This window comes from Streptomyces sp. NPDC059906 (assembly GCF_042730645.1).
Classification (GTDB): domain Bacteria; phylum Actinomycetota; class Actinomycetes; order Streptomycetales; family Streptomycetaceae; genus Streptomyces; species Streptomyces rubrogriseus.
Genome location: NZ_JBHWKU010000004.1, coordinates 218,803 through 244,283, shown reverse-complemented (window position 1 = coordinate 244,283; position 25,481 = coordinate 218,803). Strand labels below are relative to the sequence as shown.

Sequence of the window (25,481 nt, the reverse complement as noted above, 5' to 3'; positions counted from 1 at the left end):
CCTGAAGCGCGGCGTACGGATGTGAAGACCTCTGCGTCGCGGGCGGGGGCGGGCGGCCCCGGTCGATCCGTGTCGACGGCCTGACCAGCCGCCGTGAACTTCACAGAAGGGCCCCTGCATGCCGCACGCCACACAACACGCGGACGTCGCCACCGCGCAACTCGACTCGGCCCTGCGCGGTGGTCCCTTCCACGTCGCCCTGCGGGCGGCGATCGCCGCCCGCGGACTGCCGCTGCAGCGCGTGCAGCACCACCTGTCGCGCCACGGGGTGAAGGTGGGCGTCACGAGTCTGAGCTACTGGCAGCAGGGCGCCCGCCGTCCGCAGCGTCCGGAGTCCCTGCGGGCGGTGCGGGCCCTGGAGGAGATACTCCAGCTGCCCGAGGAATCGCTGATACGCCTGCTCGCCGAGGCCGACGCGGAACCGGCGGAGCGACGGCCCGCGGGCCGCTCCTACCGTGCCCACCTGGCGGCGTCGGGCGTCCTGGACCAGCTGCTGAGCGAACTGGGGTACCCGTCGCCGGACGGCGGGGTGCACACCCTGGGGCACCACGAACGGATCCGGATCGGCCCCCGCCGTGAGCTGGCGGGACGCGAGTCGCATCTCATCGTCCGTGCCCACCGCGACGGCGTGGACCGCTTCGTCGCGGTCCACTACGGCGATCCGGGATGCGTTCCCGCGCGGATGACCGTCCACGCGCTGGAGAACTGCCGCACGGGCCGCGTCCGCGCCCACCAGGAGACCGGTGTGCTCGTCACCGAACTGCTCTTCGACACGCGGCTGGGAGCCGGCGACACCCATCTCTTCCGCTACGGCGTCGAGGACGCCACGGCCGGTGTGTCGCGCGAGTACGTCCGCGGGTTCGGTACGGCGGGCGGGCAGTACGCGCTCCAGGTGCGGTTCGACGCCGCGGCGCTTCCGGCGCGCTGCCACCGCTTCACGCAGCACTCCGCGGCGGCACCGCGCGGCGGCCGGCAGGACCTGGTGCTCAGCGGCCGGCACCATTCGGTGCACCTCGTGGAGCCGCGGGTCAGGTCGGGGATGCTGGGGATCGGCTGGGACTGGGAGTAGGACGCGGCCCGTCCCCGGTCAGGTCCCCGGGCTCGCGACGATCCGGCCCTGCTCGACCGAGACCGGCAGTTCGACGAGCGGCACGGTCGCCGGAGCGTGCAGCACCTCGCCGGTACGGGCGTCGAACTCACTGCCGTGGCAGTTGCAGACGAGCTTGGTCCCCTCCAGCTTCTTGATGGGGCACCCCGCGTGCGTGCACACCGTGCTGAACGCCTTCAGGGAGCCGTCCGCGGCCCGGCTGACCACCACGTTCCCGTCCGGGAAGAGCTTCGTCGCGCCCTTGGCGACGTCGCCGTCCGCGCCGAGGTCCACGGGCGCGGTCGGCCTGGCCGGCGCGGCACCGTCGTTGCCCGGGGAGCAGGCGGCCAGGCCGAGCCCGGCGACGGGCGTGGCGGCCGCCGAACGCAGGACGGTACGGCGGCTCGGGGCGGGACGGCCGGGCATGGGATCTCCACTGGTCGGGGCGGGCAGGGCCGGAGGTGTGCGGGTGCAGGGCCGGGAGCGCGCGGGTGCAGGGCGACGATATCCGGCGGCCCGGGCAGTTGTGGGGGCCGGGTGGCCCGGGGGCGAGGGCTGCCGGCGAGGCCTTCGCCGGAGACCGCGTAAACGCTTGCGCAAGCGTTTACGCGACCCGGCGCCATGGGGTACGGTCCGGCCACAGCGCGACCGCACGCGAAGCGAAGGGGGGACGCCGGTGGCGACCATGGCCGATGTGGCGCGGAGTGCCGGTGTCTCGGTGGCGACCGTCTCGCACGTGCTCAACGACACCCGTCCGGTGCTGCCGCACACCCGCCGGGCGGTGCTGGACGCCGTCGAGGAACTGGGCTACACCACGAACACCCTCGCCCGCTCCCTGGTGACCTCCCGCACCCGCTCCATCGGGCTCGCGGTGTCGGCCATCAGCAACCCGTACTTCACGGAGATCCTCCAGGGCGTCGAGGCCAGTGCCCTGGAACACGGATACAGCCTGCTCATCGCCGATCCGCACGACGACCCCGCGCACGAGCGCGAAGTCGTCCGGCTGCTGCACGAGCGACGCGTGGACGGCATGATCGTCGCGCCCTCCGCCGAGCCCCGGGAGCTCGTCGCCTACCTCACCCGCCACCGGGTGCCGGCCGTGTTCCTCGACCGGATCGTGGACGTGCCGAAGGGCGAGGACGCCCCGCGCTTCGACCAGGTGGGCGCAGAGGGCGCCGAGCCGACGACCGGACTGGTGGGCCATCTCGCCGGGCTGGGCCACCGCCGGATCGGCCTGATCGCGGGCCGGCCCGGCCTCAGCACGACCCGCGAGCGGATCACCGGGTACCGGCACGGCCTCGCCGCCGCCGGGCTGCCCTTCGACGAGCGGCTGCTGGTCCACGGCGACTCCGAGGCGGCGGGCGGCGAACGGGCCACGGCGGACCTGCTGTCCCTGGCGGTGCCGCCCACCGCGCTGGTCACCGCCAACAACGCGATGACCATCGGCGCCCTGCGCGCCCTGCGGGACCGGGGCCTGTCGGTACCCGGTGACCTCGCCCTGTGCTGCTTCGACGACTTCGCCTGGGCCGACCTCTTCTCCCCCCGGCTCACCGCGGTCGCCCAGCCCAGCAGGGACATCGGGGCGCAGGCCGTCCGCCTGCTCCTCGACCGCCTCGCCGCGCCGGACCGGCCCGCGCGGACCCTGCGACTGCCCTGCACCCTTGTCCACCGCGGCTCGTGCGGCTGCGTCGAGCAGCCCGGACCGCTCTCCGAGAAGTCCGGGCACCTCGCCGGACCGTCCGGGGAAGCCCACGCCAAGGCCCACGAAAGGACCCTCCCGTGATCGTCGTCGCCGGTGAGGCACTGATCGACCTGGTACCGCAGGGCACGGGCGCCCTCGCCGCGCTGCGGCCCGCGCTCGGCGGCGGTCCGTACAACACGGCCGTCGCGCTGGGCCGCCTCGGCTCTCCCGTCGCGTTCTGCTCGCGGGTGTCGTACGACGGCTTCGGCGAGGCGCTGCTCGACCGGCTGCGCGAGACCGGTGTCGACGTCTCCCCGGTGCAGCGCGGGGCCGAGCCGACGACCCTCGCCGTGGCGTCGCTCGACGCGGACGGCTCGGCCGCGTACTCCTTCTACGTGGACGGAACGGCCGACCGGATGTTCGCGCTGCCCGCCGCGCTGCCGTCCGGCACCCGGGCCGTCTCCTTCGGGACCTGTTCGCTGGTCCTGGAGCCGGGCGCGAGCGCGTACGAGGAACTGTTGCGCGAGACGGCCGCGCGGGGTCTGTTCACCGCGCTGGACCCGAACATCCGGGCCGGGCTGATCCCGGACCCCGACGCCTACCGGGCCCGGTTCAAGAGCTGGCTGCCGTCGGTGTCACTGCTGAAGCTGTCCGCCGAGGACGCCGAGTGGCTCGGCGGCACGCCCCGGGAGTGGCTCGCGGCGGGACCGGCCGCGGTCGTGGTCACCCGGGGCGGCGACGGACTGACGGCCTTCACCCGGGACGGGGGCGAGTACACGGTGCCGGGCGAGCGCGTCGAGGTGGTGGACACAATCGGGGCGGGCGACACGGTGAACGCGGCACTCCTGCACGGCCTCGCGGCGCGGGACGCGCTCGATGACGCGGCCGTGGCCGCTCTGGGACCGGACGGCTGGGCGGGGCTGCTGGGTTTCGCCGCCCGCGCGGCGGCGGTCACCTGTTCCCGTGCGGGCGCGGAACCGCCGTACGCGCACGAAGTCGCCGTCTGACGGGCGCGCGACGGGTGCCGGCACCGGCTCAGATGGCCGGGGCCGGGTCCGGGGCCGGGTCCGATCCGGCGCCGATGGGGCGTGGGGCTTTTTCAGACCGCCCGGCGTACGGCCCGCAGGGCACCGGGACGGCGGCCGTTCAGGCGGTCCAGGGCGGCGGCGGTGGCATCGTCCGCGGGCAGGTGCACGACGATCCGCTGGCCCTCCTCCGGCACCGTCAGCGTCTCGTGCAGCAGCCGCAGCGGTCCGGCCTCGGGATGCTCCATGAGCTGGGTGCCGACCCGCCGGGCCGCCGCGCCGAGGTCGGAGAACCGGTCGGTGAAGGCCACGCCTGCGGTCAGCGTCAGCTCGTCGGCCAGGTCGTTCACGTACGGGTCCCGCAGCGGAGCCTCTTGCCTGAGCTGGGCGACCAGGTCGTCGGCCACCCGGTCCCAGTCGGGATGGGCGACCCGCGCACGCGCGTCGGTGAATCGCGCACGTACGCGCCTCCGACCTGCTCGACGTGGCGGAGCGGCCGACGATGGCCTTCCGCTCGACCCGGGTGTCGGGGGCGGGCGAGGACTGGACCATGGAGGGTGAGCTGACGATCGGCGCCGTGCCCCGTCCGGTGACGCTGGCCGTGGAGTTCGGCGGGCTGGTGGACGTCCCGATGGAGGGCGCCGGCCGGCACGCCGGGTTCGAGGCGACGGGTGAGATCCGGCGCGGCGAGTACGGCCTGGACTTCGCGCCGGGGCTGTTCGGAGAGGTCGTGAAGATCCAGCTCGACATGCGGTTCGTGGAGCCCGCCGGCGCCTGAGTGTCCGGCCGCGCGGACGGCGCCGGGCCCCACGGATGGTCCCGTGGGGTCCGGCGCCGTCGGACTCAGGCCTTGCTCGTCCGCGCGGTCTTCTTCGCGGCGGGCTTGGCAGCCTTCTTGGCCGCTGTCTTGGCCGTCTTGGTGGCGGTCGCCTTCTTGGCCGCCGTGCCCGTGACCGTCTTCGTGGCGGTCTTCTTGGCGGTGGCCTTGGTCGCGACCGTCTTCGCCGCCTTGCGCGGCCTGGTCGTCACGGGGGCGGCGTCGCTGACCCGGTCGGCGCCCAGGACGTCCCGCAGGAACTTGCCGGTGTGGCTGGCGGGCACGCCCGCGACCTGCTCGGGCGTGCCCTCGGCGACCACCAGGCCACCACCGGCGCCGCCCTCGGGGCCCATGTCGACGACCCAGTCGGCGGTCTTGATCACGTCGAGGTTGTGCTCGATGACGATGACCGTGTTGCCCTTGTCGACGAGGCCGCCGAGGACGGTCAGCAGCTTGCTGATGTCCTCGAAATGCAGACCGGTGGTCGGCTCGTCCAGGACGTAGACCGTGCGCCCGGTGGAGCGGCGCTGCAGCTCGCTGGCGAGCTTGACGCGCTGGGCCTCTCCGCCGGACAGGGTGGTCGCAGACTGGCCGAGCCGGACGTAGCCGAGGCCGACGTCCTTCAGGGTCTTCATGTGCCGGGAGATGGCGGGGACCGCCTCGAAGAAGTCGGTCGCCTCCTCGATCGGCATGTTCAGCACGTCGGCGATGGACTTGCCCTTGAAGTGGACCTCCAGGGTCTCCCGGTTGTACCGGGCGCCGTGGCAGACCTCGCACGGGACGTAGACGTCCGGGAGGAAGTTCATCTCGATCTTGATCGTGCCGTCGCCCGCGCAGTTCTCGCAGCGGCCGCCCTTGACGTTGAAGGAGAAGCGGCCGGGCAGGTAGCCCCGGACCTTCGCCTCCGTCGTCTCCGCGAACAGCTTGCGGATGTGGTCGAAGACGCCGGTGTACGTCGCCGGGTTCGACCGGGGGGTGCGGCCGATGGGCGACTGGTCGACGTGGACGACCTTGTCGACGAGGTCGTCACCGTCCACGCGCGTGTGCCTGCCCGGGACGTTGCGCGCACCGTTCAGTTCGCGGGCCAGGTGGGTGTACAGGATGTCGTTGACCAGCGTCGACTTGCCGGATCCCGAGACGCCGGTGACGGCCGTGAAGACGCCCAGCGGGAAGGACACGTCGATGTCCTGGAGGTTGTTCTCCCGGGCGCCGTGCACGGTCAGCCGCCGCGAGGGGTCCTGCGGGCGCCTGATGTCGGGCAGCGGGATGGCCTTCCGGCCGGACAGGTACAGGCCGGTCTGCGACTCGGCGTTGTCCAGCAGCTCCTTGAGGGAGCCGCTGTGCACCACCTTGCCTCCGTGCTCGCCCGCGCCGGGGCCGATGTCGACGATCCAGTCGGCGACCTTGATGGTGTCCTCGTCGTGCTCGACGACGATCAGGGTGTTGCCCATGTCCCGGAGCCGGACGAGGGTCTCGATCAGCCGGTGGTTGTCGCGCTGGTGCAGGCCGATGGACGGCTCGTCGAGGACGTACAGCACGCCGACGAGCCCGGAGCCGATCTGGGTGGCCAGCCGGATGCGCTGGGCCTCGCCGCCGGAGAGGGTGCCCGCCGCGCGGTTCAGCGAGAGGTAGTCCAGGCCGACGTCGACCAGGAAGCGCAGCCGTTCGTTGACCTCCTTCAGCACGCGCTCGGCGATCTTCTTGTCGCGGGCGTTGAGCTTCAGCTCGCCCAGGAAGTCCGCGCAGTCGCTGATGGACATCGCCGAGACCTCGGCGATCGACCTGCCCATGACGGTGACCGCGAGGACGAGGGGCTTCAGGCGCGTGCCCTCACAGGTGGGGCAGGGCACCTCGCGCATGTAGCCCTCGAAGCGCTCGCGGCTGGCGTCGCTCTCCGCCTCGCTGTGCCGGCGCTTGACGAAGGGGATCGCGCCCTCGAAGGCCGTGGTGTACCGGCGCTCGCGGCCGTACCGGTTGCGGTAGCGGACCTCGACCTGGGTCTTGTGGCCGTACAGCAGGGCCTTGCGGGCGCGCAGCGGCAGGCCCGCGAAGGCGATGTCGGTACGGAAGCCGAGCGCGTCCGCGAGCGCGCCGATCAGTCGGCCGAAGTAGTCCTTGGTGTGCCCGTGCGACCAGGGGTGGATGGCGCCCTCGTCGAGGGACTTGTCCTCGTCGGGGACGATCAGCTCCGGGTCGACCTCCATGCGCGTGCCGATGCCGGAGCAGTCGGGGCAGGCGCCGAAGGGCGAGTTGAAGGAGAAGGAGCGGGGCTCCAGCTCCTCGAAGGAGAGGTCGTCGTACGGGCAGTACAGGTGCTCCGAGTACATGCGCTCGCGCTCGGGGTCGTCCTCGGGGAGGTCGACGAAGTCGAGCACGACCATGCCGCCGGACAGGCCGAGCGCGGTCTCCACGGAGTCGGTCAGGCGCCGCTTGGCGGTGTCCTTCACGGTGAGGCGGTCGACGACCACCTCGATGGTGTGCTTCTCCTGCTTCTTCAGCGTGGGCGGGCTGGACAGCTGGATGGTCTCGCCGTCCACCCGCGCGCGGGAGTAGCCCTTGGTCTGGAGGTCGGCGAAGAGGTCGACGAACTCGCCCTTGCGCTCGCGCACCAGCGGCGACAGCACCTGGAAGCGGCTGCCCTCCGGCAGCTCCAGGACCTTGTCGACGATGGCCTGCGGCGACTGGCGCGAGATGGGCCGGGAGCACTCCGGACAGTGCGGCTTGCCGATGCGGGCGAAGAGCAGGCGCAGGTAGTCGTAGACCTCGGTGATGGTGCCGACGGTGGAGCGCGGGTTGCGCGAGGTCGACTTCTGGTCGATGGAGACCGCCGGGGAGAGGCCCTCGATGAAGTCGACGTCCGGCTTGTCCATCTGGCCGAGGAACTGCCGGGCGTAGGAGGAGAGGGACTCCACGTAGCGCCGCTGGCCCTCGGCGAAGATGGTGTCGAAGGCCAGGGAGGACTTGCCCGACCCGGACAGGCCCGTGAAGACGATGAGCGAGTCACGAGGCAGGTCGAGCGAGACGTTCTTCAGGTTGTGCTCGCGCGCGCCACGGACGATGAGACGGTCGGCCACGCCGGTCCGCACCTTTCTTGAGAGAAGTGACAGGGGCGGGGCCCCCGTCTTTCTCAGACTAGGGGGAGCCACTGACAACGCCGGTCGGATTCACCGGTTGTCAACAAACCCCGACTTCCCAGCATGCCCGACGCCGCAGTCGACCTTATAGCACGTGCATTCGAATTGCGGGGGTCGTCCGCAACCTTCACCCGAAGGTGTGGCGCGGTCTAGGGTCAGCAGCATGATTGATCACGCTCATGACCTGGCGTCTGTACGTGACGCGACCGATCGGCTGCTCACCGCGGTCGGCAAACTGGACAACGTGTCCGTGACGGAGTCGTCACGGCTTCCCGGCTGGAGCCGCGGTCACGTCCTCGCCCACCTCGCCCGCAACGCCGACGCCCTCGTGAACGTCCTCGAAGGACGCCCCATGTACGTCTCCGGGGAGGCCCGGGACGCCGACATCGAGCGGGACGCCCCGCGCCCCCTCGACGCCCAGCTCGCGGACGTGCGCGAGAGCGCCGCCCGGTTCCAGGACGTCGGTGCCGCCCCCGCGGACTGGACGCGCACGGTGGAACTGCGCAACGGGGTCACGGACTCGGCCTCCAGGGTGCCGTTCCGGCGGTGGGCCGAGGTGGAGCTGCACCACGTGGACCTGGGCATCGGCTACGAGCTGGAGGACCTTCCGGCGGAGTTCACCGAGCGGGAGGCCGACTTCCTCGCCGCCCGGTTCGCCGGTCACCCCGAGGTGCCGCCGACCCGGCTCACCGACGGCACGCGCGCGTGGACCACGGGACGGGAGGCGGACGCCGTCGAGGTGACCGTCACCGGCTCCCCGGCCGATCTGCTCGGCTGGCTCGCCGGCCGCCGTGCGGGCTCCGCGCTCACGGTGGAGGGCGGCACGCTGCCGACGCTGCCTCCTCTGTAGCGCCCGGTGGGCAGCCGGGAGGCAGCCTGCCGGCCGTCTCCCGGCGCTAGGCTGGCCGTCATGACGTACAGCGGAGAGGTGACGGTCGGCGGGCCCGCCGACGTGCACGAACTCAAGGATCTGATGATCACCAAGGTCGCGGTCGGCCCGATGGACAACAACGCCTATCTGCTGCGCTGCCGGGCCACCGACGAGCAACTGCTGATCGACGCCGCCAACGACGCGCACACCCTGCTCGGCACGATCGGTGACGACGGCATCGCTTCCGTCGTCACCACGCACCGGCACGGCGACCACTGGCAGGCGCTCGCCGAGGTCGTCGCGGCCACCGGCGCCCGCACCCACGCCGGCCGGCACGACGCCGAGGGCATCCCGGTGCCGACCGACGTCCTGGTCGACGACGGCGACACGATCCGGGTGGGGCAGGTGGAACTCACCGCACGCCACATCGTCGGACACACACCGGGCTCCGTCGTCCTGGTCTACGACGACCCGCACGGGCATCCCCACGTGTTCACCGGGGACTGCCTGTTCCCGGGCGGCGTGGGGAACACCTTCAAGGACCCGGACGCCTTCGCGAGCCTCATCCACGACGTGGAGACCAAGGTCTTCGACACGCTCCCGGACGAGACGTGGGTCTATCCCGGCCACGGCAACGACACGACGCTCGGCGCGGAGCGGCCGCACCTGCCGGAATGGCGGGCGCGGGGCTGGTGACGGGCGGGCGGGTCAGGTGTGCGCCCACGCCCTACCGCCCGACGTACGCGCCCCGTGTGAAGCGTTCGCACACACCCGCGGGCCGCACCCGCTCCCCGCGCACCGGTCCGGCGCTGTCGACTGGTGGCAGCCCCGCACAGGAACGACGGCTCCTGGGCGGCACGGGCCGCCGGCCCCTCGATCCCCGCCCTCGGTCGGCGGCCCCGGCGCCTCAGGCCCTGGCCGAGCCCGCCCCGGCCAGGGCCGCGATCCGCTCCACACCGAAGACGTAGCCCTGCACACCGCACCCCGCGACGACGCCGTCGGCACGCTGCGAGACGTAGGAGTGGTGCCGGAACGGCTCACGCTGGTGGATGTTGGAGATGTGGACCTCCACCACCGGCAGCCCGTCGCAGGTGTTGAGCGCATCCAGGATGGCGACGGACGTGTGCGAGTACGCGGCGGGGTTGATCACGATCCCGCAGTGGTTCAGCCGGGCCTCGTGGATCCAGTCGACCAGTTCGCCCTCGTGGTTGGACTGCCGGAAGTCCACCGTGCCGCCGTGCGCGGCCGCCGCCTTCACGCACAGTGCCTCGACGTCGGCGAGGGTGTCCGATCCGTAGATCTCCGGCTGGCGCTGGCCGAGCAGGTTCAGGTTGGGGCCGTTGAGGATCATGATCGGGGCGTTGGCCAGGCTGCGGGGCACGGTTCCTCCGGTCCGTGAGGGTGCGGCGGTCCCTGCGCGACCGCTGCTCGGTCCCCGGTCTATCACGGTGCGCCGATGCCCCTGCCCCGGCCTACGGGTTGACGGCCAGTTCCAGGTACGCCGCGAACAGCACCAGGTGGACGCCTCCCTGCAAGGGCGTGGCCCGGCCCGGCACGACCGTCAGGGAGGCCACCACCACGGTCAGGGCCAGCAGCACCATGTGGATGGAGCTGAGGCCCAGGACCAGCGGCCCGGTCAGCCACACGGAGGCCAGGGCCACCGCGGGGATGGTCAGTCCGATGCTGGCCATGGCGGAGCCGAGCGCCAGGTTCAGGCTGGTCTGGACCCGGTCGCGGCGCGCGGAACGCACCGCGGCGATGGTCTCGGGGAGCAGGACCAGCAGCGCGATGATGACGCCGACGACGGCGTGGTGGAGTCCGGCGGCCGCCACCCCGTCCTCGATGGTCGGCGACACGCCCTTCGCGAGGCCGACGACCCCGACCAGTGCCAGGCCCAGCATCCCCAGGCTGATCAGGGCCGTGCGGGAGGACGGTGCGTCGGCGTGCTCCTCGAAGGTGATCACTTCGCCCTGCCGGGTGATCGGCAGGAAGTAGTCGCGGTGCCGCACGGTCAGGGTCGCGATGAACAGGCCGTAGAGGACGAGCGAGGACAGTGCCGCGAAGGTCAGCTGCACGGTGGAGAACTCCGGGCCGGGCGCGCTGGTGGTGAAGGTCGGCAGCACCAGGCTGAGGGTGGCCAGGGTCGCCACCGTCGCGAGGGCGGCGCCGGTGCCCTCCGGGTTGAACACCGCGGTCCCGTGTCGCAGGGAGGCGACCAGGAGGCTGAGGCCGACCACGCCGTTGCAGGTGATCATGACGGCCGCGAAGACCGTGTCCCGGGCCAGGGTCGCGCTCTTGTCGCCGCCGTCCACCATCAGGGTCACGATGAGCGCGACCTCGATGACCGTGACCGCGATGGCGAGGACCAGGGAGCCGAAGGGTTCGCCCACCCGGTGGGCGACCACTTCGGCGTGGTGCACGGCGGCCAGGACGGAGGCCGCCAGGACGATCGTGAGCAGCGCGACGACCGCGCCGGGCAGCGAGCGGCCCCAGGTGAGGGCCAGCAGGACGACCGCGATCACGGGGGTGACGGTCGTCCACTGTGCGAGGAGCGCCCTGGGACCGGTGACCATGCGGTGATCGTCGCAGAGGGCGACGGGCGCCGCACTCCGGGCCCGGGGAGCCTTCGCCCGCGGAGCACGCCCGGCGCACACGGGAGGAGTGGCGAACGGCTCCGCGCCGTTCGCCGCTCCCGGGCCCGGGTGGATCAGGCCTCGACGCTGTCCTTGCGGGTGTCGTCGCCCCCGATGGCCGCCGCTTCCGCCGCGGCCTGCTTCTTCGAGGCGCGGAGGCTGGTGATCGTGGTGACGATCAGGACGGAGCAGATCACGCCGAGCGAGACCGGAATGCTGATCTCGGGGACGTGGACGCCGGACTCGTGCAGGGCGTGCAGCACCAGCTTGACGCCGATGAAGCCCAGGATCACGGACAGTCCGTAGGACAGGTGGACCAGCTTCTTCAGCAGACCGCCGATGAGGAAGTACAGCTGTCGCAGACCCATCAGCGCGAACGCGTTGGCCGTGAACACGATGTACGGGTCCTGGGTCAGGCCGAAGATCGCCGGGATGGAGTCGAGCGCGAAGAGCACGTCGGTGGTGCCGATCGCGAGCATCACGACCAGCATCGGGGTCATGATCCGCTTGCCGTTCTCCTCGATCCACAGCTTGGTGCCGTGGTACCGGTCGGCGACTCCGAAGCGACGCTCGGCGGCCTTGAGGAGCTTGTTCTCCTCGAACTCCTCGTCCTCCTCGTCGGCCCGGGCCTCCTGGATGAGCTTCCAGGCGGTGTAGATGAGGAAGGCACCGAAGATGTAGAAGACCCAGGCGAAGCTGGCGAGGATCGCGGCACCCGCGGCGATGAAGACGGCCCTCAGCACCAGGGCTATGAGCACGCCGATGAGCAGGACGCGCTGCTGGTACTGGGAGGGCACGGCGAACTTCGCCATGATCAGAACGAAGACGAAGAGGTTGTCCACGCTCAGCGACTTCTCGGTGATGAAGCCCGCGAAGAACTCGCCGGCGGGCTCACCGCCGCTGAAGAGCAGCAGGCCGAGCCCGAAGAGGCCCGCCAGGGCGATCCAGACGCCGGTCCAGATACCGGCTTCCTTGATCGATACGTCGTGCGGTTTGCGGCCGATGAAGAAATCGACCGCGATGAGGGCGGCAAGGCCCACGATGGTCAGGACCCACAGGGTCACCGAAACTTCCACTACGCCTCCGGCAGTACGTCACACGGCAGATGTCAGCGTCGTCGCTGCCGGAGGTCTCTTCCACCCGGGTGTCCGGGACGCGTGATGCGCCCGGAACCACGGGCCGACGCCCCGGGATCTGGCCTGATCCGTATTGACGGGTACGCCGCACAGACAGGGAGTACTCCCCTCCGTACGGACGACAGTACCCCAATCACCAAGGGAAGGTAAAGAGATTTGCAAATAAAGCTCAAAAGGCCAGGTCGGAGCCGGTCAACGATCCCATGACCGGCGGGCTGCGGCGACCTGGGCGAGCACCTGCTGGAGCACCTGGCTGCCGGGCGGCACGAGCGAGGGCTCGTACGTCCAGGCATGCCCGACCCATGGGTCGGCGAGGTGGTCGTCGGCCACCGGGGTCAGCCGCAGCAGCGAGCGCCACAGCGGATCGAGCAGCGGTCCGAACCCGGCGGACTCCTCGCGGTCGGCGACCATCATCAGGTGGACGCCGACGGCCGGCCCCTCGTCGGCGAGGTAGCGCAACTGGTTGACGGCGCGGTCGTCGAAGCCGTGCGGGAAGTCGTTGACGATCAGGAGCTGCTGCGAGGTGTCGAGGCCGGGCGGGAGCGCGTCGGGCGCACCTCCGCGCAACGCCATCTGGACCAGGTCGACGCGCTGGGTGAGACGGGCCAGTACGTCCGCCGCCCCCGCGGCGCCCTGGGCGGGCGGCGCGGCGAGCACCCCGCTCCGCGCCAGCGGCGCCAGTGCCTGCGCCCCGGACCCGGCCGGATCGATGACGTGCACGGTGAACTCGCCCGCCGGGTAGACGGCGAGCAGCCGGGCCGCGTGGGAGACGGCGGTCTCCAGGCCCAGGCGCCGCATCTCGTGGGAGTCGGCGAACGACCCGTCGAGCGAGGCGGAGCGCCCGCTGTCGATCCACAGGCCGCGCTCGAGCGGCAGCCTGATCAGCATCGGGATGCGGATGCGGTCGGCCTCCGGCAGATGGAGGTCGCCCAGCCGCAGGGCCATCGGGATCTCCATGGGGACGCGGTAGGCGTGCCAGACGGGGTTGTCCCACCGCGCGAAGGCCGTCGGCAGCGCGGGCTCGACGACCTCGGCCTCGGCGACGAGCTGGGCGACGTCCCGGTCCAGGACCTCCCGGGCCTGGGACACCAGCTCGCCGTGCCGGGCGCGCGCCGCGTCCCGGGCCGCGTCGCCCTGCCCGCCGATCCGGCTGCGGGGGTCGGACAGGACCTGGTCCAGCTCCTTCTCCATGCGGGAGTCGGCGAAGTCGACGGCGCTGCGGTAGGCGGCCGTGGTGCGGGCCAGGTCCTCGAACATGCCCCACACCTGGTTGTAGAGCCGCTCCTCCATGGACCAGCCGGTGGCGTCACCGGCGACCGGCCGGGCCGGGCGGCCCGGTTCGGACGGGGGTGCGGCGGGCGGGGGCGGGGGCGGCGCCGCGCTCTGCCGGCGCGGGTGGCTGTAGTCGATCGGACCACCCGCGGCGGGAGCGGACGGCTGGCCGGTGGCAGGCTCCCCCGGCCCGCCCGGGTACGGCTGCTGTCCCCCGGGCCGTCCCGGCGCCCCGGGCGTCTGTGGGCCGGGAGCGGGAGCTCCCTGGGCGTCGTACGGAGACGCCGACGGGACGGGACCACCGGGGCCGGTCCCGGGCGCGGTGCCGTGGTCCGGCCGGTGGGCCGGGGCGGCGGCCGGCGGGGCCGGTATCGAACGGGCCAGTCCGCTCGCCACCGCCTCGTCAATGGCCGCCGCGAGCTGGTGGGCCTGGGAGAGCTTCTGGTCGGCGAGCAGCTCGGCGAGGCCGCCCGCGTAGCCCTGGCCGACGGCACGCACCTTCCACGCGCCCTGGCGCCGGTAGAGCTCCAGGGCGACGACGGCGGACTCGGCCTCCAGGCCGGTGATGGTGTAGCTGGCGACCTCGTCGCCGTCGAGGTCCGTGACGGCGACGAAGGGGGCGGCCACGGCCCCGAACCTGGCCGGGCCCCGCCCGCCGGTGGGCAGGGCGAGCAGCACGCTGACACGGTGCACGGCGTCCGGCACGGCGTCCAGGTCCACCGCGAGACGGTGGTCGGCGGCGGCCTGTCGGGATACCTCCAGGCCCGGCAGGGTGGGCGCACCGGGGTGGACCACCCGTTCGACGCCGTGGATCGTGCCGTTCTCGTCGCCGAGCGTGGCCCCGGCCACGACCGGCGTACCGGCCGAGACCCGGATCTCGAGACGAGCCCGGGGAAGCGGATGGTTCTGTCCCCGCGTCAGCTCGGCCGTCATCGCCTTTCCCCCTGTGTCGTTCGTCTGCCACCCGCGAGGCGTCACGCGGGTGAGGCCGGTCCCGCGCGGGGACCGGCCGGTTCGTCTCTGACTGCTGCGGGCTACAGGACCGGCAGGATCGCCGGCATCAGGTCCTGGAAGGTGCGGCCGTTGGCCGGGGTGCCGATGGCGGTCATCGCCCAGCCCTGGCCCGCGCGGTGCACCTTGGCCATGATCTGGGCCGTGTAGGCTCCGCCGCCGGCCAGTGTGTAGCGGGCGAGTTCCTGGCCGTTGGTCTCGTCGACCAGGCGGCAGAAGGCGTTCTGCACTTCCTGGAAGGTCTGGCCGGTGAAGGAGTTCACCGTGAAGACGATCTGGTCGATGTGGACCGGAACGCGCTGCAGGTCGACGAGGATCGCCTCGTCGTCGCCGCCCTGGCCGACACCGCCGACGAGGTTGTCCCCGGTGTGGCGCACCGAGCCGTCGTCGCTCACCAGGTGGCGGAAGAAGACCACGTCGACCGGCTGCTTGTCCGCGAAGAGGACCGCGGAGGCGTCCAGGTCGATCTCCCGGGTGCGCGAACCGAACAGGCCGCGCCGGGGAGCCGCCTGCCAGCCGAGACCCATCCGCACCGACGTCAGGCTGCCGCCGTCGCTCTTCTGCAGACTGATGGCCTGACCCTTGGTCATGTTGACGGTCACGCGCTGATCCCCTCTCGAACTGTCCCCTGTTGCCGCGGTCTCCGCGGTTGACCAGAACCCTACGCAGGGGCACTGACAGTGCCCCACCCCGGTCCGCGCTTTGTGTCGGTCTTGCAACACAGCGCGTGCCCAAAGGGGGCCGTCAGGCCAGGCCCGCCTCCCGCATCTGGCGCAGTTCCTTCTTCATTTCGGAGACCTCGTCGCGCAGCCGGGCCGCGATCTCGAACTGGAGGTCGGCCGCGGCCGCCCGCATCCGGGTGGTGAGGTCCTCGATCTGCTCGGCCAGCTCCGCCGCGGGACGGTCGGTCACCGCCGTCTCCTTGGCCCTGCCCCTGGCCGCCTTGGCTCCGCCCGTCGCCTGGCCGCCCAGCGCGGGCACGGGAGCCTTGGCGCCCTTGCCCTCCTTCGCCTGGCGGTAGCCCGAGCCGAGGAGCTGTTCGGTGTCGACGTCCTCGCGGGCGATCTGCGCCACGATGTCGTTGATCTTCTTGCGGAGTGGCTGCGGATCGACGCCGTTCGCCTTGTTGAACGCGACCTGCTTCTCGCGGCGCCGGTTGGTCTCGTCGATGGCCTTCTCCATCGCCGGCGTGATCTTGTCCGCGTACATGTGGACCTGGCCGGAGACGTTGCGCGCCGCGCGGCCGATGGTCTGGATGAGGGAGGTGCCGGAGCGCAGGAAGCCCTCCTTGTCGGCGTCGAGGATCGCCACCAGGGACACCTCGGGCAGGTCGAGTCCCTCGCGCAGCAGGTTGATGCCGACCAGGACGTCGTACTCGCCGGCGCGCAGCTCGCGCAGCAGCTCGACGCGGCGCAGCGTGTCCACGTCGCTGTGCAGGTAGCGGACCTGGATGCCGAGATCCACGAAGTAGTCGGTGAGGTCCTCGGCCATCTTCTTGGTGAGGGTGGTGACCAGGACGCGTTCGTCCTTCTCGGTCCGCCGGCGGATCTCGTGCACCAGGTCGTCGATCTGGCCCTCGGTGGGCTTGACGACGACCTCCGGGTCGACCAGGCCGGTCGGGCGGATGATCTGCTCGACGGCGCCGTCCGAACGGGAGAGCTCGTAGGCGCCCGGGGTCGCCGACAGGTAGACGGTCTGGCCGATGCGCTCCTGGAACTCCTCCCATTTCAGCGGGCGGTTGTCGAGGGCGGAGGGCAGCCGGAAACCGTGGTCGACCAGGGTCCGCTTGCGGGACGCGTCGCCCTCGTACATGGCGCCGATCTGCGGCACGGTGACGTGCGACTCGTCGATGACGAGCAGGAAGTCGTCCGGGAAGTAGTCCAGCAGTGTGTTCGGCGGGGAGCCGGGTGAGCGGCCGTCGAAGTGCATCGAGTAGTTCTCCACGCCGGAGCAGGAGCCGATCTGGCGGAGCATCTCGATGTCGTACGTGGTGCGCATCCGCAGCCGCTGGGCCTCCAGGAGCCTGCCCTGCTTCTCCAGCTCGGTCAGGCGCTCGGCCAGCTCCTTCTCGATGTCGTTGACCGCGCGCTCCAGGCGCTCGGGACCGGCGACGTAGTGGGAGGCAGGGAAGACGTACAGCTGCTGGTCGTCGCTGATGATCTCGCCGGTGACCGGGTGGAGCGTGGACAGGGCCTCGATCTCGTCGCCGAACATCTCGATGCGGACGGCCAGCTCCTCGTAGACCGGGAAGATCTCGATGGTGTCGCCGCGCACCCGGAAGGTGCCGCGCGCGAAGGCCATGTCGTTGCGCGTGTACTGGATGTCGACGAAGCGGCGCAGCAGCTCGTCCCGGTCGTGCTCCTCGCCGACCCGCAGCGGGACCATGCGGTCCACGTACTCCTGCGGGGTGCCGAGGCCGTAGATGCAGGACACGGAGGCGACCACGACGACGTCACGGCGGGTGAGCAGCGAGTTGGTGGCGGAGTGGCGCAGGCGCTCCACCTCCTCGTTGACCGAGGAGTCCTTCTCGATGTAGGTGTCCGACTGGGGGACGTAGGCCTCGGGCTGGTAGTAGTCGTAGTACGAGACGAAGTACTCGACGGCGTTGTTCGGCAGCAGCTCGCGGAACTCGTTGGCCAGCTGGGCGGCCAGGGTCTTGTTCGGCGCCATCACCAGGGTGGGGCGCTGGAGCTTTTCGATCATCCACGCGGTGGTGGCGGACTTGCCGGTGCCGGTCGCGCCGAGCAGGACGACGTCCTTCTCGCCTGCCTCGACGCGCCGGGCCAGCTCGGCGATGGCCGTCGGCTGGTCACCGCTCGGCTGGTAGGGGCTGACGACCTCGAAGGGCGCCACCGTGCGTTCGATCTGGGAAACGGGCCGCATGGGTTCCACCGTACGACCCCGCACTGACAACGGGTCCCGTCAGCGGTTCTGCGGGGTGCGGGAGCGCCGGTGGCCGAGGGGGCGGCGGGTGCGGCGCGCGGGGTGGTGTGCCGGGTGGCGGATCGTGCGCGGGACCTCGGTGTGGGCGGGGATGCCCGGCTTCCGCTCGGCGGGGACCACGGCGGGCCTTCCCATCACCATCAGCGGGTCGAACATGACGACGACGCCGGCGAGGAGGAGGAAGGCGAGGGGGCCGATCAGCATGGGGGCGAGCAGTTCGGCGGGCGATCCGCCGAGGGAGGGCTCGGCCGTGCCGCTGAGGTGGACCTCGACCGCGGCCATTCCCGTGTAGTGCATGCCGGTGACGGCCAGCCCCATGACGAGGGCCGCGCCCACACTCCACAGGAAGCCCCGGACCTGTCCGGCCGCCCACAGGGCGGCGGTGGCGGCGGCCATGGCTATGACGACGGACACGGCGACGGTGAACGTGTTGTACGTCAGCTGTCCGTCCAGGTGCATACCGGCCATTCCCAGGTAGTGCATCGAGGCGATGCCCAGGCCGGTGATGGTGCCGCCGGTGAACAGGGCGGTCCCGCGGGCGCCCCGGTAGCCGACGATGAAGATCCCGACACCCACCATGACGATGGCGACGGCCAGGCTGGCGAAGGTCATCAGCCAGTCGTAGCGGATCGGGGTGTGCTCGATCGTGAAGCCCATCATCGCGACGAAGTGCATGGTCCAGATGCCGGAGCCGATCGCCGCCGAGCCGAGGGCGAGCCAGCCGGGGCGCCAGGAACGGCTGACCAGCACGGCCCTGGCGGTGCAGCGCAGACCGAGGGCGCCGCCGAGACAGGCCATGAGGTAGGCCACCAGCGGTGTGACGAGTCCGTAGCTGAATCCGTGGACCGTGCTGTGCATGTGCGGCTGCCCTTCCGCCTTCTTACGCCCCGGTGGTGTTCCGGATTCTCCTGATGTGCGCCCCTCCCAGGACCGCGCGAACGATTCAGGGTCGAGGCAGAGAGTATGGCGTCCACCGGAATGGTCGAACGATTCTCCGGCAAAGAATCACGGTCTCGCCCCAGTTGTGCCGCCCCCGTGAGCGTAGTTGAGCAACTCCATTCAGCCTGTGGCCACTCCGCACCCCTCTTTTGTTGAATCTCTGATGTCACAGTGGTGCTGTCCGTGATCGTTCGACGCGAGGAGTACGCATGCACGTGCGCGCAGTAGCCGTCACGACCACCGCCCTTCTTGGAGTCGCCCTCACGGCTCCGCTCTCGCACGCGCGAGCGGACGAGGCGGGGGACGACGGGCCCACGGTCGTGGCCCACCGGGGTGCTTCCGGTTACGCGCCGGAGAACACGCTGGCCGCCGTCGACCGGGCGGCCGAGCTGGGCATCCGCTGGGTGGAGAACGACGTCCAGCGCACCCGGGACGGCGAACTGGTCGTCCTTCACGACGAGAGCCTGGCCCGGACGACCGACGTGGAGCAGGTCTTCCCCGACCGCTCGCCCTGGAAGGTGAAGGACTTCACCGCCGCCGAGATCGCGCGGCTGGACGCGGGGAGCTGGTTCGGGTCCCAGTACGCGGGCGCGCGCGTGCCGACGCTGGAGCAGTACGTGCACCGCGTGGAGCACAACCACCAGAAGCTGCTCCTGGAGCTGAAGAGCCCGGGGCTGTACCCGGGCATCGAACGGCAGACCCTCAAGGTCCTCGCCAACGAGGGCTGGCTCGACCGGCGGCACGTGGCCGGGCGGCTGGTCGTGCAGAGCTTCGACGCCGACAGCATCCGGACGGTCCACGACCTCAAACCCGCCGTCAAGACCGGGTTCCTCGGCACCCCGGCCGTGTCCGAGCTGCCGGCGTACGCGGAGTTCGCCGACCAGATCAACCCGTCGTACGGCTCCCTCTCCATGAGCTACGTGTCCGCGGTCCACGCGTTCACCGGGCCGCACGGCAGGCCGCTCGAGGTCCTCACCTGGACGGTGAACGACGCGGACACCGCGCGCCGGGTCGCCGGGTACGACGTCGACGGCATCATCACCAACAAGCCCGACGTGGTGCGGGACGCCGTGGACTGACCCGGGCGTTGTCGGTGGCGGGCCGTACCGTGGGCACATGGACAGCCACGGGCAGTACGAGCAGCAGGTCGTGTGGACCGTCGTCGGCACCGGCATAGGTCCGCTGCTGCTGGCCGCCACCCACGACGGCCTCGTCAACGTCGTGTTCCACGCCACCGACGCCGCGCGCGGCCGGGCGCTCGAAAGGCTCGCGGCCCGGCTGGGCACGGAGCCCGTCGAGGCGCCCGGCTCCCCGCTGCTCGCCGAGGCGGTACGCCAGGTCGAGGCCTACTTCGCGGGCCGGAGGCGCGACTTCGAGCTGCCCTTGGACTGGTCGCTGATCTCGGGCTTCAACCGGCAGGTGCTGCGCGAGCTGGCGTCCGGCGTCCCCTACGGCTCGGTCGTCGGCTACGGCGACCTGGCCGGCCGGGTGGGCCAGCCGGGTGCCGCCCAGGCGGTGGGCCTGGCCATGGGGGCCAATCCGCTGCCGGTCGTCGTGCCGTGCCACCGGGTCGTGGAGAGCGACGGCGGCATCGGCGGGTTCGGCGGCGGCGTGGACACCAAGCGGCGGCTGCTCGCGCTGGAGGGGGTGCTGCCCGAGCCGCTGTTCTGAGGGGCGGACAGCGGCCGGGCGGGGCTATTCGTAGTGCCGGGCCTCGATGATGTTGCCGTCCGGGTCGCCGAAGTAGAAGCTTCGCCTGGCCATGCCGCGGGCGCCGTAGGAGTCGTACGACAGGTCCGAGACCGGGACGGACTGCTCCTCCAGGCGGGTGCGCAGGGCGTCGAAGTCGTGCGGGGACAGGGACACGCAGATGTGGTTGACGGGATGCCCGGCACTGGCGTCGGCGCCGGGGAGCATGCGCATGCGGTCCGCCATGGCGTGCGGTGCGAGGTCCAGGATGGTCTCGTCGTTGAGGCGCACGGAGGGGAAGCTCACGGTCCCCGCGGCGTACTCGGTGGTCCGCAGGGGCTCGAGGCCCAGGTTCTTCTCGTAGAAGCCGGCCGCGGCGACCGGGTCGCGCACCCAGAGGACGATGTGGTCGAGACGTGTCGTGTTGTCCGTCATGGCTCCCAGGCTCACGGCCGGTCCCCGGGGCCGCAAGGGGTCGGTTCCGGGGCCGTCGGGGTTTGGCCCGGTCCCGCACCCGCCAGGGATGAGGGGAGACCGGAGCTGAGGGAGAACCGTCGGACAGGAGGCAGGCGCGTGATGCTGGTGGTGTCGGAAGAGGTGCGGGAGGCGGTGGACGCGCGTCGCCCCGTGGTGGCCCTGGAGTCCACGATCATCGCGCACGGCTTGCCCCGCCCGCGCAATCTGCTGGTGGCGCGGGAGCTGGAGGAGGCGGTGCGGCGGGAGGGCGCCGTACCGGCGACGATCGCCGTGCTGGACGGCCGGCCGCATGTCGGCCTGGACAAGGAGCAGCTGGAACGGGTCGCCAACGAGGACGGCATCCGCAAGCTGGGACACCGGGACCTGCCGCTCGCGGTGGCCTGCGGCGCGAGCGGGGCGACCACCGTGTCGGCGACCGCCCTGCTGGCGGACCTCGCGGGCGTACGGGTGTTCGCGACGGGAGGGCTGGGCGGCGTCCACCGGAAGTGGACGGTGACGCAGGACGAGTCGGCCGACCTGGGTCTGCTGGCCCGCACCCGGATCACTGTGGTCTGCGCGGGCGTGAAGTCGATCCTGGACGTACCGGCGACGCTGCAGCGGCTGGAGACGCTGGGGGTCGCCGTGGCCGGTTACGGAACGGACCGCTTCCCCGGCTTCTACCTGTCCGACTCGGGGCATCCGGTGGCCTGGACGCTGGACGACCCGGGGCAGGTGGCGGCGGTCATGCGGGCGCAGGACGCGCTGGACGGGCCGCGGTCCGCGCTCGTGGTCGCCAACCCCGTTCCCGAGCAGGAGCAGCTCGATCCCGCGCTCCACGCGCGCGTGCTCGCCGACGCGCTGCACGCCTGCGAGGCGGAGGGTGTCACGGGCCAGGCGGTCACGCCGTTCCTCCTCGAACGCCTGGTGCGGCTCACCGACGGCGCCTCGCTGAGCGCCAACCTGGCGGCGGTGCGGGGGAACGTGCGGCTGGCGGCCCGGATCGCGGCGGCCTGGACCGGGGCATGAGCCTGGCCCCGGGCGGTGCGCTGCTGGTCGTCGGGGACGTGGTCACCGACATCGTCGCCCGGCATCGGGGACCGCTGGCCCCCGGCACGGACACCGCTGCCGCGGTGCGGCGGCTGCCCGGCGGGGCGGGCGCCAACGTGGCCTGCTGGGCCGCGCACGAGGGGTGCGGGGACGTGCGGCTGCTGGGCCGGGTGGGCACCGACGCGTCCGCGTGGCACGAACGGGAGCTGACGGCGTGCGGGGTGCGTCCGCTCCTCGTCGTCGACTCGGCGGCGCCCACCGGGACCGTGATCTGCCTGGTCGACACCGCCGACTCGGCCGAGCGGACGTTCCTCACGGACAGCGGGGCGGCGTTGCGGATCGGGCCGGGCGACTGGTCGGACACGCTGCTCGACGGAGTGGGCCGGCTGCACCTCTCGGGCTACCTCCTCTTCTCGGAACCGGGCCGCGCCCTGGTGTCGGTCGCTCTGGGGGCGGCCCGCGCGCGCGGGGTGCCGGTCAGTCTGGACCCGGCGTCGGCCGGGTTCCTCACCACGCTGGGCGTCGACCGTTTCCTCGGCCTGGTCGAGGGCGTGGACGTGCTGCTGCCCAGCCGTGACGAGGCGCGTCTGCTCACCGGCCTGCCCGACGTGGCGGACGCGGCGGCGAAGCTCAGCCGGCACGTACCGCTGGTGATCGTCAAACAGGGGGCCAAGGGGGCCCTGGTGGCGCGGTCCGGCACCGTGGGCGCGCGGGTCGCCGCGGTCACGGCGGCACCGCGGGACAGTACAGGCGCCGGTGACGCCTTCACCGGCGCGTTCCTCGCCGCACTGCTCGCGGGCGCGGAGGCCGAGGAGGCCACGGCCGCCGGGTGCCGGGCGGGCGCACGGGCGGTCGAACGGGTGGGCGGGAGACCGCCACGAGCGGCCGGCCGGGAGCCGGGCGACGGTTAGCGGGGTTCAGGGGTCAGCCCTTGCGTCCCCACGCCGAGATCATCGGCGCCGTCGCGAGGTCCATGCCGCCGGACGCGACGTTCGCGAGGTGGCGGTCGATGTCGTCGTGGGTGGCCACTTGGGCGGCGACCAGTTGGTCGCGGATCTGTCGTACCGTCGCGGACTCCAGCGCGGCGCACGCGGGTGAGGTGACCGGGAAGTAGGCGTCGGCCTCCACCCTGCGCAGTCCCGCCTCCCGGAGCATCCGGGGCAGCCGGCGGCCGTAGGAGAGGTCGGCGCCGCGACCGGACAGAAGTTGGCGGAAGCCGTGCCGGAGCCGGTTCGCCAGCTCCTGCTCGGGTCCGTGCTCGTCGGGGCAGAGCAGGGGCTGGAGTGCCGGGTCGGCGTCCTCGACCAGGAGGCGGCCACCGGGACGCAGGGCCTTGATCATCGACCGCAACGCCCGGTCCCGGTCGGGGACATGGACGAGGACGAGTCGGGCGTGGACCAGGTCGAAGCCCTCCCCGGGCGGTTCCTCCGCGCCCACGTCGTGCACGCGCACCTCGACCGGCGGCCGGCCGGCCGGGGCGACCCGTGAGGTGTCGATGTCCGTCGCGAGGACCCTGCCGGTCGGCCCCACCCGCTTGGCCAGCCACGACGCCACGGAGGTGCCTCCGGCGCCGACCTCCCAGCAGCGCCAGCCGGGGCCGACGCCGAGTGCCTCCAGGTGCCGGAACGTCGTGGGATCGAAGAGGCTGGCGAAGGCGTCGAAGCGCTCCGCCGCCTCGGACTGCCCGTTGTCGAGGAGGTATCCGTCGGTTCGCGTCATGCTGCGATCATCCCAGTTGTCCCGCTTGCCCGATGGGGGCGACGCTCCGGCAGGCGGGCCACCTCCGCGGCGGCCGGACCGGTTGGGGCCGGGGCGTGCGGGCGCCCGGGCGGTCCGTCCACAGGCGGGAACAAAGCGGAATCCCCCGTTTCCACAGGCTCGTTCGCCGGTTCCACCGGCCTGGCAGACTGGCCTGCCAGGGCGCGGGAAGCACAGCGCGAGGGGACATACGCGGGGAGATTCGGATGACCATGGCGGGCAATCTGCGGAAGGTCACGGGGCTGGGCAGGGTCGGCGGCCTGCGGAAGGTGGCACGGCTGGCCCGTCGGCGGCGGGTGGACCTGAGCCACCCCGCCCGTTCCCCGCTGGGCTCCTCGGTGGTGAACTGCGTGACCTACCGGGACGGTGTCCGCATGCCCGAGGCCGGCGATCCGGTCGACGTCGTGGCGCGGATGCGCAGGCGCGGGGCGGGCTTCGTCTGGCTCGGTCTGCACGAGCCGACGGACCAGGAGTTCGCGGGTGTGGCGGAGCTCTTCGAGCTGCATCCGCTGGCGGTCGAGGACGCGATCGAGGCCCATCAGCGGCCCAAGGTGGAACGGTACGGCGAGACGCTCTTCGCCGTGTTCAAGACGGTCTGCTACGTGGAGCACGAGGAACTGACGGCCACGAGCGAGGTGGTGAGCACCGGCGAGATCATGGTGTTCGCCGGGCCGGACTTCGTGATCACCGTGCGGCACGGGAGGCACGGCTCGCTGGGGCCTCTGCGGGAAGGACTGGAGTCCGATCCGGCCCAGCTCGCCAAGGGCCCCTCGGCGGTGCTGCACGCGATCGCGGACCATGTGGTGGACGACTTCCTGAGCGTCATCGAGTCGGTCCAGGAGGACATCGACCATGTCGAGACGGAGGTGTTCGCGGAGAACGGCGCGCGGGTCGACCCGGGGCGCATCTACCAGCTCAAGCGTGAACTCCTGGAGCTGCGGCGGGCCGTGGTGCCGCTCGGCCGGCCGCTGGAGGAGCTGGCCACCCGGCCGTTCCGGGTGGTCGAGCCGGAGATACAGGCCTACTTCCGCGACGTCGCCGATCATCTGCTGCGGGCCACCGAGCAGATCGCGGCGTTCGACGAACTCCTCAACTCCATCCTCCAGGCCCACCTGGCGCGCGTGACGGTCGCGCAGAACGAGGACATGCGGAAGATCACGGCCTGGGCCGCCATCGTCGCGGTGCCCACGATGGTCTGCGGCGTGTACGGCATGAACTTCGACCACATGCCGGAGCTGGGCTGGCGGTACGGCTACGGCCTGGTCATCGGCGTGATAGCCGTCGGCTGCCTGGCGCTGCACCGGGGCTTCCGGCGCAACGGCTGGCTCTGAGGTGCCGGCCGCACCGGGTCAGCCGCTCCAGGCGGGATGCCGTGGATCGTCGGCGCGCACCAGCACGTCGGCGGTGCCCGACGGGTCGGCCTCCTGGTCGTAGCGCTCGAAGGCGGGCAGGGTCCACTGCTCCGTCTCGGGGGTGCGGCGGCGCAGGGCGCCCGGGGTGAGGACGAGATGGACGCTCAGATCGAGGGGGAACCAGTGACGGAGCAGAAAGGGACCGTGGAGCAGCAGCGCGCCGCCGGGCGGGAGTCGGGCGTAGGGGCTGCGGGTGGCCCGGTCGGTGACCGGGTCCCACAGGTCGGGCAGGACCCGCCCGTCGCCGCCGGGACCGACGGGATCGAAGACCTCGCGCCACAGGGCACCGGTGTCGTACCAGCCGTTGTAGTAGGACTCGGCGTCCTGGTGCCCGTACTCCAGACGGAGCGAGGCGGGTCGCAGGAAGCCCTGCGTTCCGACGACGAGGGAGGGGCGTCCGCGCACGCGCAACGCCTCACCGACCCGTTCGGCGAGGTCGCCGGGACGGGCGGCGGGTGCGCCGTCCAGGGCGACGCGCGTCCAGGCACTGCCGTCGGTGGGCTCCAGGTCGAGCAGTCGCTCGGCGAGACGGTCGCCGAGCCGGTCCCAGGTGATCGCTTCCAGTCGCAC

At 72.0% G+C, this 25,481-nt stretch carries 22 protein-coding genes and 2 pseudogenes; 11 read left to right on the top strand and 13 right to left on the bottom strand.

The genetic code is table 11. The features are described 5' to 3' along the window. Nucleotides 1-118: 118 nt before the first annotated feature. Nucleotides 119-1,069: a hypothetical protein gene (locus tag ACFV9J_RS08810; protein ID WP_385351858.1), complete on the top strand. Its 951-nt coding sequence runs from the start codon at nucleotides 119-121 to the stop codon at nucleotides 1,067-1,069. An 18-nt stretch (nucleotides 1,070-1,087) separates the two neighbouring features. On the opposite strand, the gene ACFV9J_RS08805 is transcribed toward ACFV9J_RS08810, so the two are convergent. Beyond that, the gene (locus tag ACFV9J_RS08805; RefSeq protein ID WP_385351855.1) at nucleotides 1,088-1,513 is read right to left on the bottom strand and encodes a Rieske (2Fe-2S) protein; all 426 of its coding nucleotides are present in this window, start codon (nucleotides 1,511-1,513) and stop codon (nucleotides 1,088-1,090) included. Between the two features lie 250 nt (nucleotides 1,514-1,763). Here ACFV9J_RS08805 and ACFV9J_RS08800 point away from each other — a divergent pair, with 250 nt between their 5' ends. Both ACFV9J_RS08800 and ACFV9J_RS08795 read left to right on the top strand, forming a co-directional pair. Further along, on the top strand, nucleotides 1,764-2,870 hold the full coding sequence (locus ACFV9J_RS08800; RefSeq protein ID WP_385351852.1) for a LacI family DNA-binding transcriptional regulator: 1,107 nt from the start codon (nucleotides 1,764-1,766) through the stop codon (nucleotides 2,868-2,870). Continuing rightward, nucleotides 2,867-3,775: a carbohydrate kinase gene (locus tag ACFV9J_RS08795; protein ID WP_385351850.1), complete on the top strand. Its 909-nt coding sequence runs from the start codon at nucleotides 2,867-2,869 to the stop codon at nucleotides 3,773-3,775. The genes ACFV9J_RS08800 and ACFV9J_RS08795 overlap by 4 nt, the downstream gene beginning before the upstream one ends. Before the next feature lie 92 nt (nucleotides 3,776-3,867). On the opposite strand, the pseudogene ACFV9J_RS08790 reads toward ACFV9J_RS08795, so the two are convergent. Next, nucleotides 3,868-4,215, bottom strand: a pseudogene (locus ACFV9J_RS08790) (transcriptional regulator); the annotation flags it as partial. A gap of 32 nt (nucleotides 4,216-4,247) precedes the next feature. On the opposite strand from ACFV9J_RS08790, the pseudogene ACFV9J_RS08785 reads away from it, so the two are divergent. After that, nucleotides 4,248-4,571, top strand: a pseudogene (locus ACFV9J_RS08785) (YceI family protein); the annotation flags it as partial. A 65-nt stretch (nucleotides 4,572-4,636) separates the two neighbouring features. Here the strand turns inward: ACFV9J_RS08785 and uvrA are convergent. After that, nucleotides 4,637-7,684, bottom strand: a complete 3,048-nt coding sequence (uvrA, locus tag ACFV9J_RS08780; RefSeq protein WP_385351847.1) for an excinuclease ABC subunit UvrA — start codon at nucleotides 7,682-7,684, stop codon at nucleotides 4,637-4,639. A gap of 223 nt (nucleotides 7,685-7,907) precedes the next feature. On the opposite strand from uvrA, the gene ACFV9J_RS08775 reads away from it, so the two are divergent. Both ACFV9J_RS08775 and ACFV9J_RS08770 read left to right on the top strand, forming a co-directional pair. Beyond that, the gene (locus ACFV9J_RS08775; protein ID WP_385351844.1) at nucleotides 7,908-8,594 is read left to right on the top strand and encodes a maleylpyruvate isomerase family mycothiol-dependent enzyme; all 687 of its coding nucleotides are present in this window, start codon (nucleotides 7,908-7,910) and stop codon (nucleotides 8,592-8,594) included. 60 nt (nucleotides 8,595-8,654) lie between these two features. Further along, on the top strand, nucleotides 8,655-9,311 hold the full coding sequence (locus ACFV9J_RS08770) for an MBL fold metallo-hydrolase (RefSeq protein WP_159326568.1): 657 nt from the start codon (nucleotides 8,655-8,657) through the stop codon (nucleotides 9,309-9,311). 211 nt (nucleotides 9,312-9,522) lie between these two features. Here the strand turns inward: ACFV9J_RS08770 and aroQ are convergent, their stop codons facing one another. The 7 genes from aroQ to ACFV9J_RS08735 all read right to left on the bottom strand — a co-directional run bounded on the left by aroQ (nucleotide 9,523) and on the right by ACFV9J_RS08735 (nucleotide 18,468). After that, nucleotides 9,523-9,996 carry a type II 3-dehydroquinate dehydratase gene (aroQ, locus tag ACFV9J_RS08765; RefSeq protein WP_003976858.1) on the bottom strand — a complete coding sequence of 158 codons (474 nt, stop codon included), beginning with the start codon at nucleotides 9,994-9,996 and terminating at the stop codon, nucleotides 9,523-9,525. Between the two features lie 91 nt (nucleotides 9,997-10,087). Continuing rightward, a complete protein-coding gene (locus ACFV9J_RS08760; RefSeq protein WP_385351841.1) occupies nucleotides 10,088-11,188 on the bottom strand; it encodes a calcium:proton antiporter in 1,101 nt (366 codons plus the stop codon). A gap of 134 nt (nucleotides 11,189-11,322) precedes the next feature. Then, nucleotides 11,323-12,324: a TerC family protein gene (locus tag ACFV9J_RS08755; protein ID WP_385351837.1), complete on the bottom strand. Its 1,002-nt coding sequence runs from the start codon at nucleotides 12,322-12,324 to the stop codon at nucleotides 11,323-11,325. A 252-nt stretch (nucleotides 12,325-12,576) separates the two neighbouring features. Then, a complete protein-coding gene (locus tag ACFV9J_RS08750) occupies nucleotides 12,577-14,589 on the bottom strand; it encodes a TerD family protein (RefSeq protein ID WP_385351834.1) in 2,013 nt (670 codons plus the stop codon). A 101-nt stretch (nucleotides 14,590-14,690) separates the two neighbouring features. Next, the gene (locus tag ACFV9J_RS08745; protein ID WP_385351831.1) at nucleotides 14,691-15,269 is read right to left on the bottom strand and encodes a TerD family protein; all 579 of its coding nucleotides are present in this window, start codon (nucleotides 15,267-15,269) and stop codon (nucleotides 14,691-14,693) included. A gap of 142 nt (nucleotides 15,270-15,411) precedes the next feature. Then, complete coding sequence (gene uvrB, locus ACFV9J_RS08740) at nucleotides 15,412-17,550, bottom strand: excinuclease ABC subunit UvrB (RefSeq protein WP_385351827.1); 2,139 nt, start codon at nucleotides 17,548-17,550, stop codon at nucleotides 15,412-15,414. A gap of 39 nt (nucleotides 17,551-17,589) precedes the next feature. Beyond that, a complete protein-coding gene (locus tag ACFV9J_RS08735; protein WP_385351824.1) occupies nucleotides 17,590-18,468 on the bottom strand; it encodes an MHYT domain-containing protein in 879 nt (292 codons plus the stop codon). Nucleotides 18,469-18,758: 290 nt separating this feature from the next. On the opposite strand from ACFV9J_RS08735, the gene ACFV9J_RS08730 reads away from it, so the two are divergent. Further along, nucleotides 18,759-19,628 (top strand): glycerophosphodiester phosphodiesterase, encoded by an 870-nt coding sequence (locus tag ACFV9J_RS08730; protein ID WP_385351821.1) that lies wholly within the window; start codon nucleotides 18,759-18,761, stop codon nucleotides 19,626-19,628. Between the two features lie 37 nt (nucleotides 19,629-19,665). Beyond that, entirely contained in the window at nucleotides 19,666-20,220 is a 555-nt protein-coding gene (locus ACFV9J_RS08725) for a methylated-DNA--[protein]-cysteine S-methyltransferase (protein ID WP_385351819.1), read from the top strand. A gap of 24 nt (nucleotides 20,221-20,244) precedes the next feature. Here ACFV9J_RS08725 and ACFV9J_RS08720 read toward each other — a convergent pair whose 3' ends face one another. Then, nucleotides 20,245-20,673: a VOC family protein gene (locus ACFV9J_RS08720; protein WP_385351816.1), complete on the bottom strand. Its 429-nt coding sequence runs from the start codon at nucleotides 20,671-20,673 to the stop codon at nucleotides 20,245-20,247. Nucleotides 20,674-20,814: 141 nt separating this feature from the next. Here ACFV9J_RS08720 and ACFV9J_RS08715 point away from each other — a divergent pair, with 141 nt between their 5' ends. After that, nucleotides 20,815-21,720: a pseudouridine-5'-phosphate glycosidase gene (locus tag ACFV9J_RS08715; protein WP_385352230.1), complete on the top strand. Its 906-nt coding sequence runs from the start codon at nucleotides 20,815-20,817 to the stop codon at nucleotides 21,718-21,720. Then, nucleotides 21,717-22,652 (top strand): carbohydrate kinase family protein, encoded by a 936-nt coding sequence (locus ACFV9J_RS08710; protein ID WP_385351813.1) that lies wholly within the window; start codon nucleotides 21,717-21,719, stop codon nucleotides 22,650-22,652. The genes ACFV9J_RS08715 and ACFV9J_RS08710 overlap by 4 nt, the downstream gene beginning before the upstream one ends. Before the next feature lie 13 nt (nucleotides 22,653-22,665). On the opposite strand, the gene ACFV9J_RS08705 is transcribed toward ACFV9J_RS08710, so the two are convergent. After that, nucleotides 22,666-23,460, bottom strand: coding sequence for a methyltransferase domain-containing protein (locus tag ACFV9J_RS08705; RefSeq protein ID WP_385351809.1), 795 nt, complete (start codon nucleotides 23,458-23,460; stop codon nucleotides 22,666-22,668). A 245-nt stretch (nucleotides 23,461-23,705) separates the two neighbouring features. Between ACFV9J_RS08705 and ACFV9J_RS08700 the strand changes: the two genes are divergently transcribed. Beyond that, nucleotides 23,706-24,830, top strand: a complete 1,125-nt coding sequence (locus tag ACFV9J_RS08700; protein WP_385351806.1) for a magnesium and cobalt transport protein CorA — start codon at nucleotides 23,706-23,708, stop codon at nucleotides 24,828-24,830. Nucleotides 24,831-24,848: 18 nt separating this feature from the next. On the opposite strand, the gene ACFV9J_RS08695 is transcribed toward ACFV9J_RS08700, so the two are convergent. Further along, nucleotides 24,849-25,481: a uridine kinase gene (locus tag ACFV9J_RS08695; RefSeq protein ID WP_385351803.1), complete on the bottom strand. Its 633-nt coding sequence runs from the start codon at nucleotides 25,479-25,481 to the stop codon at nucleotides 24,849-24,851.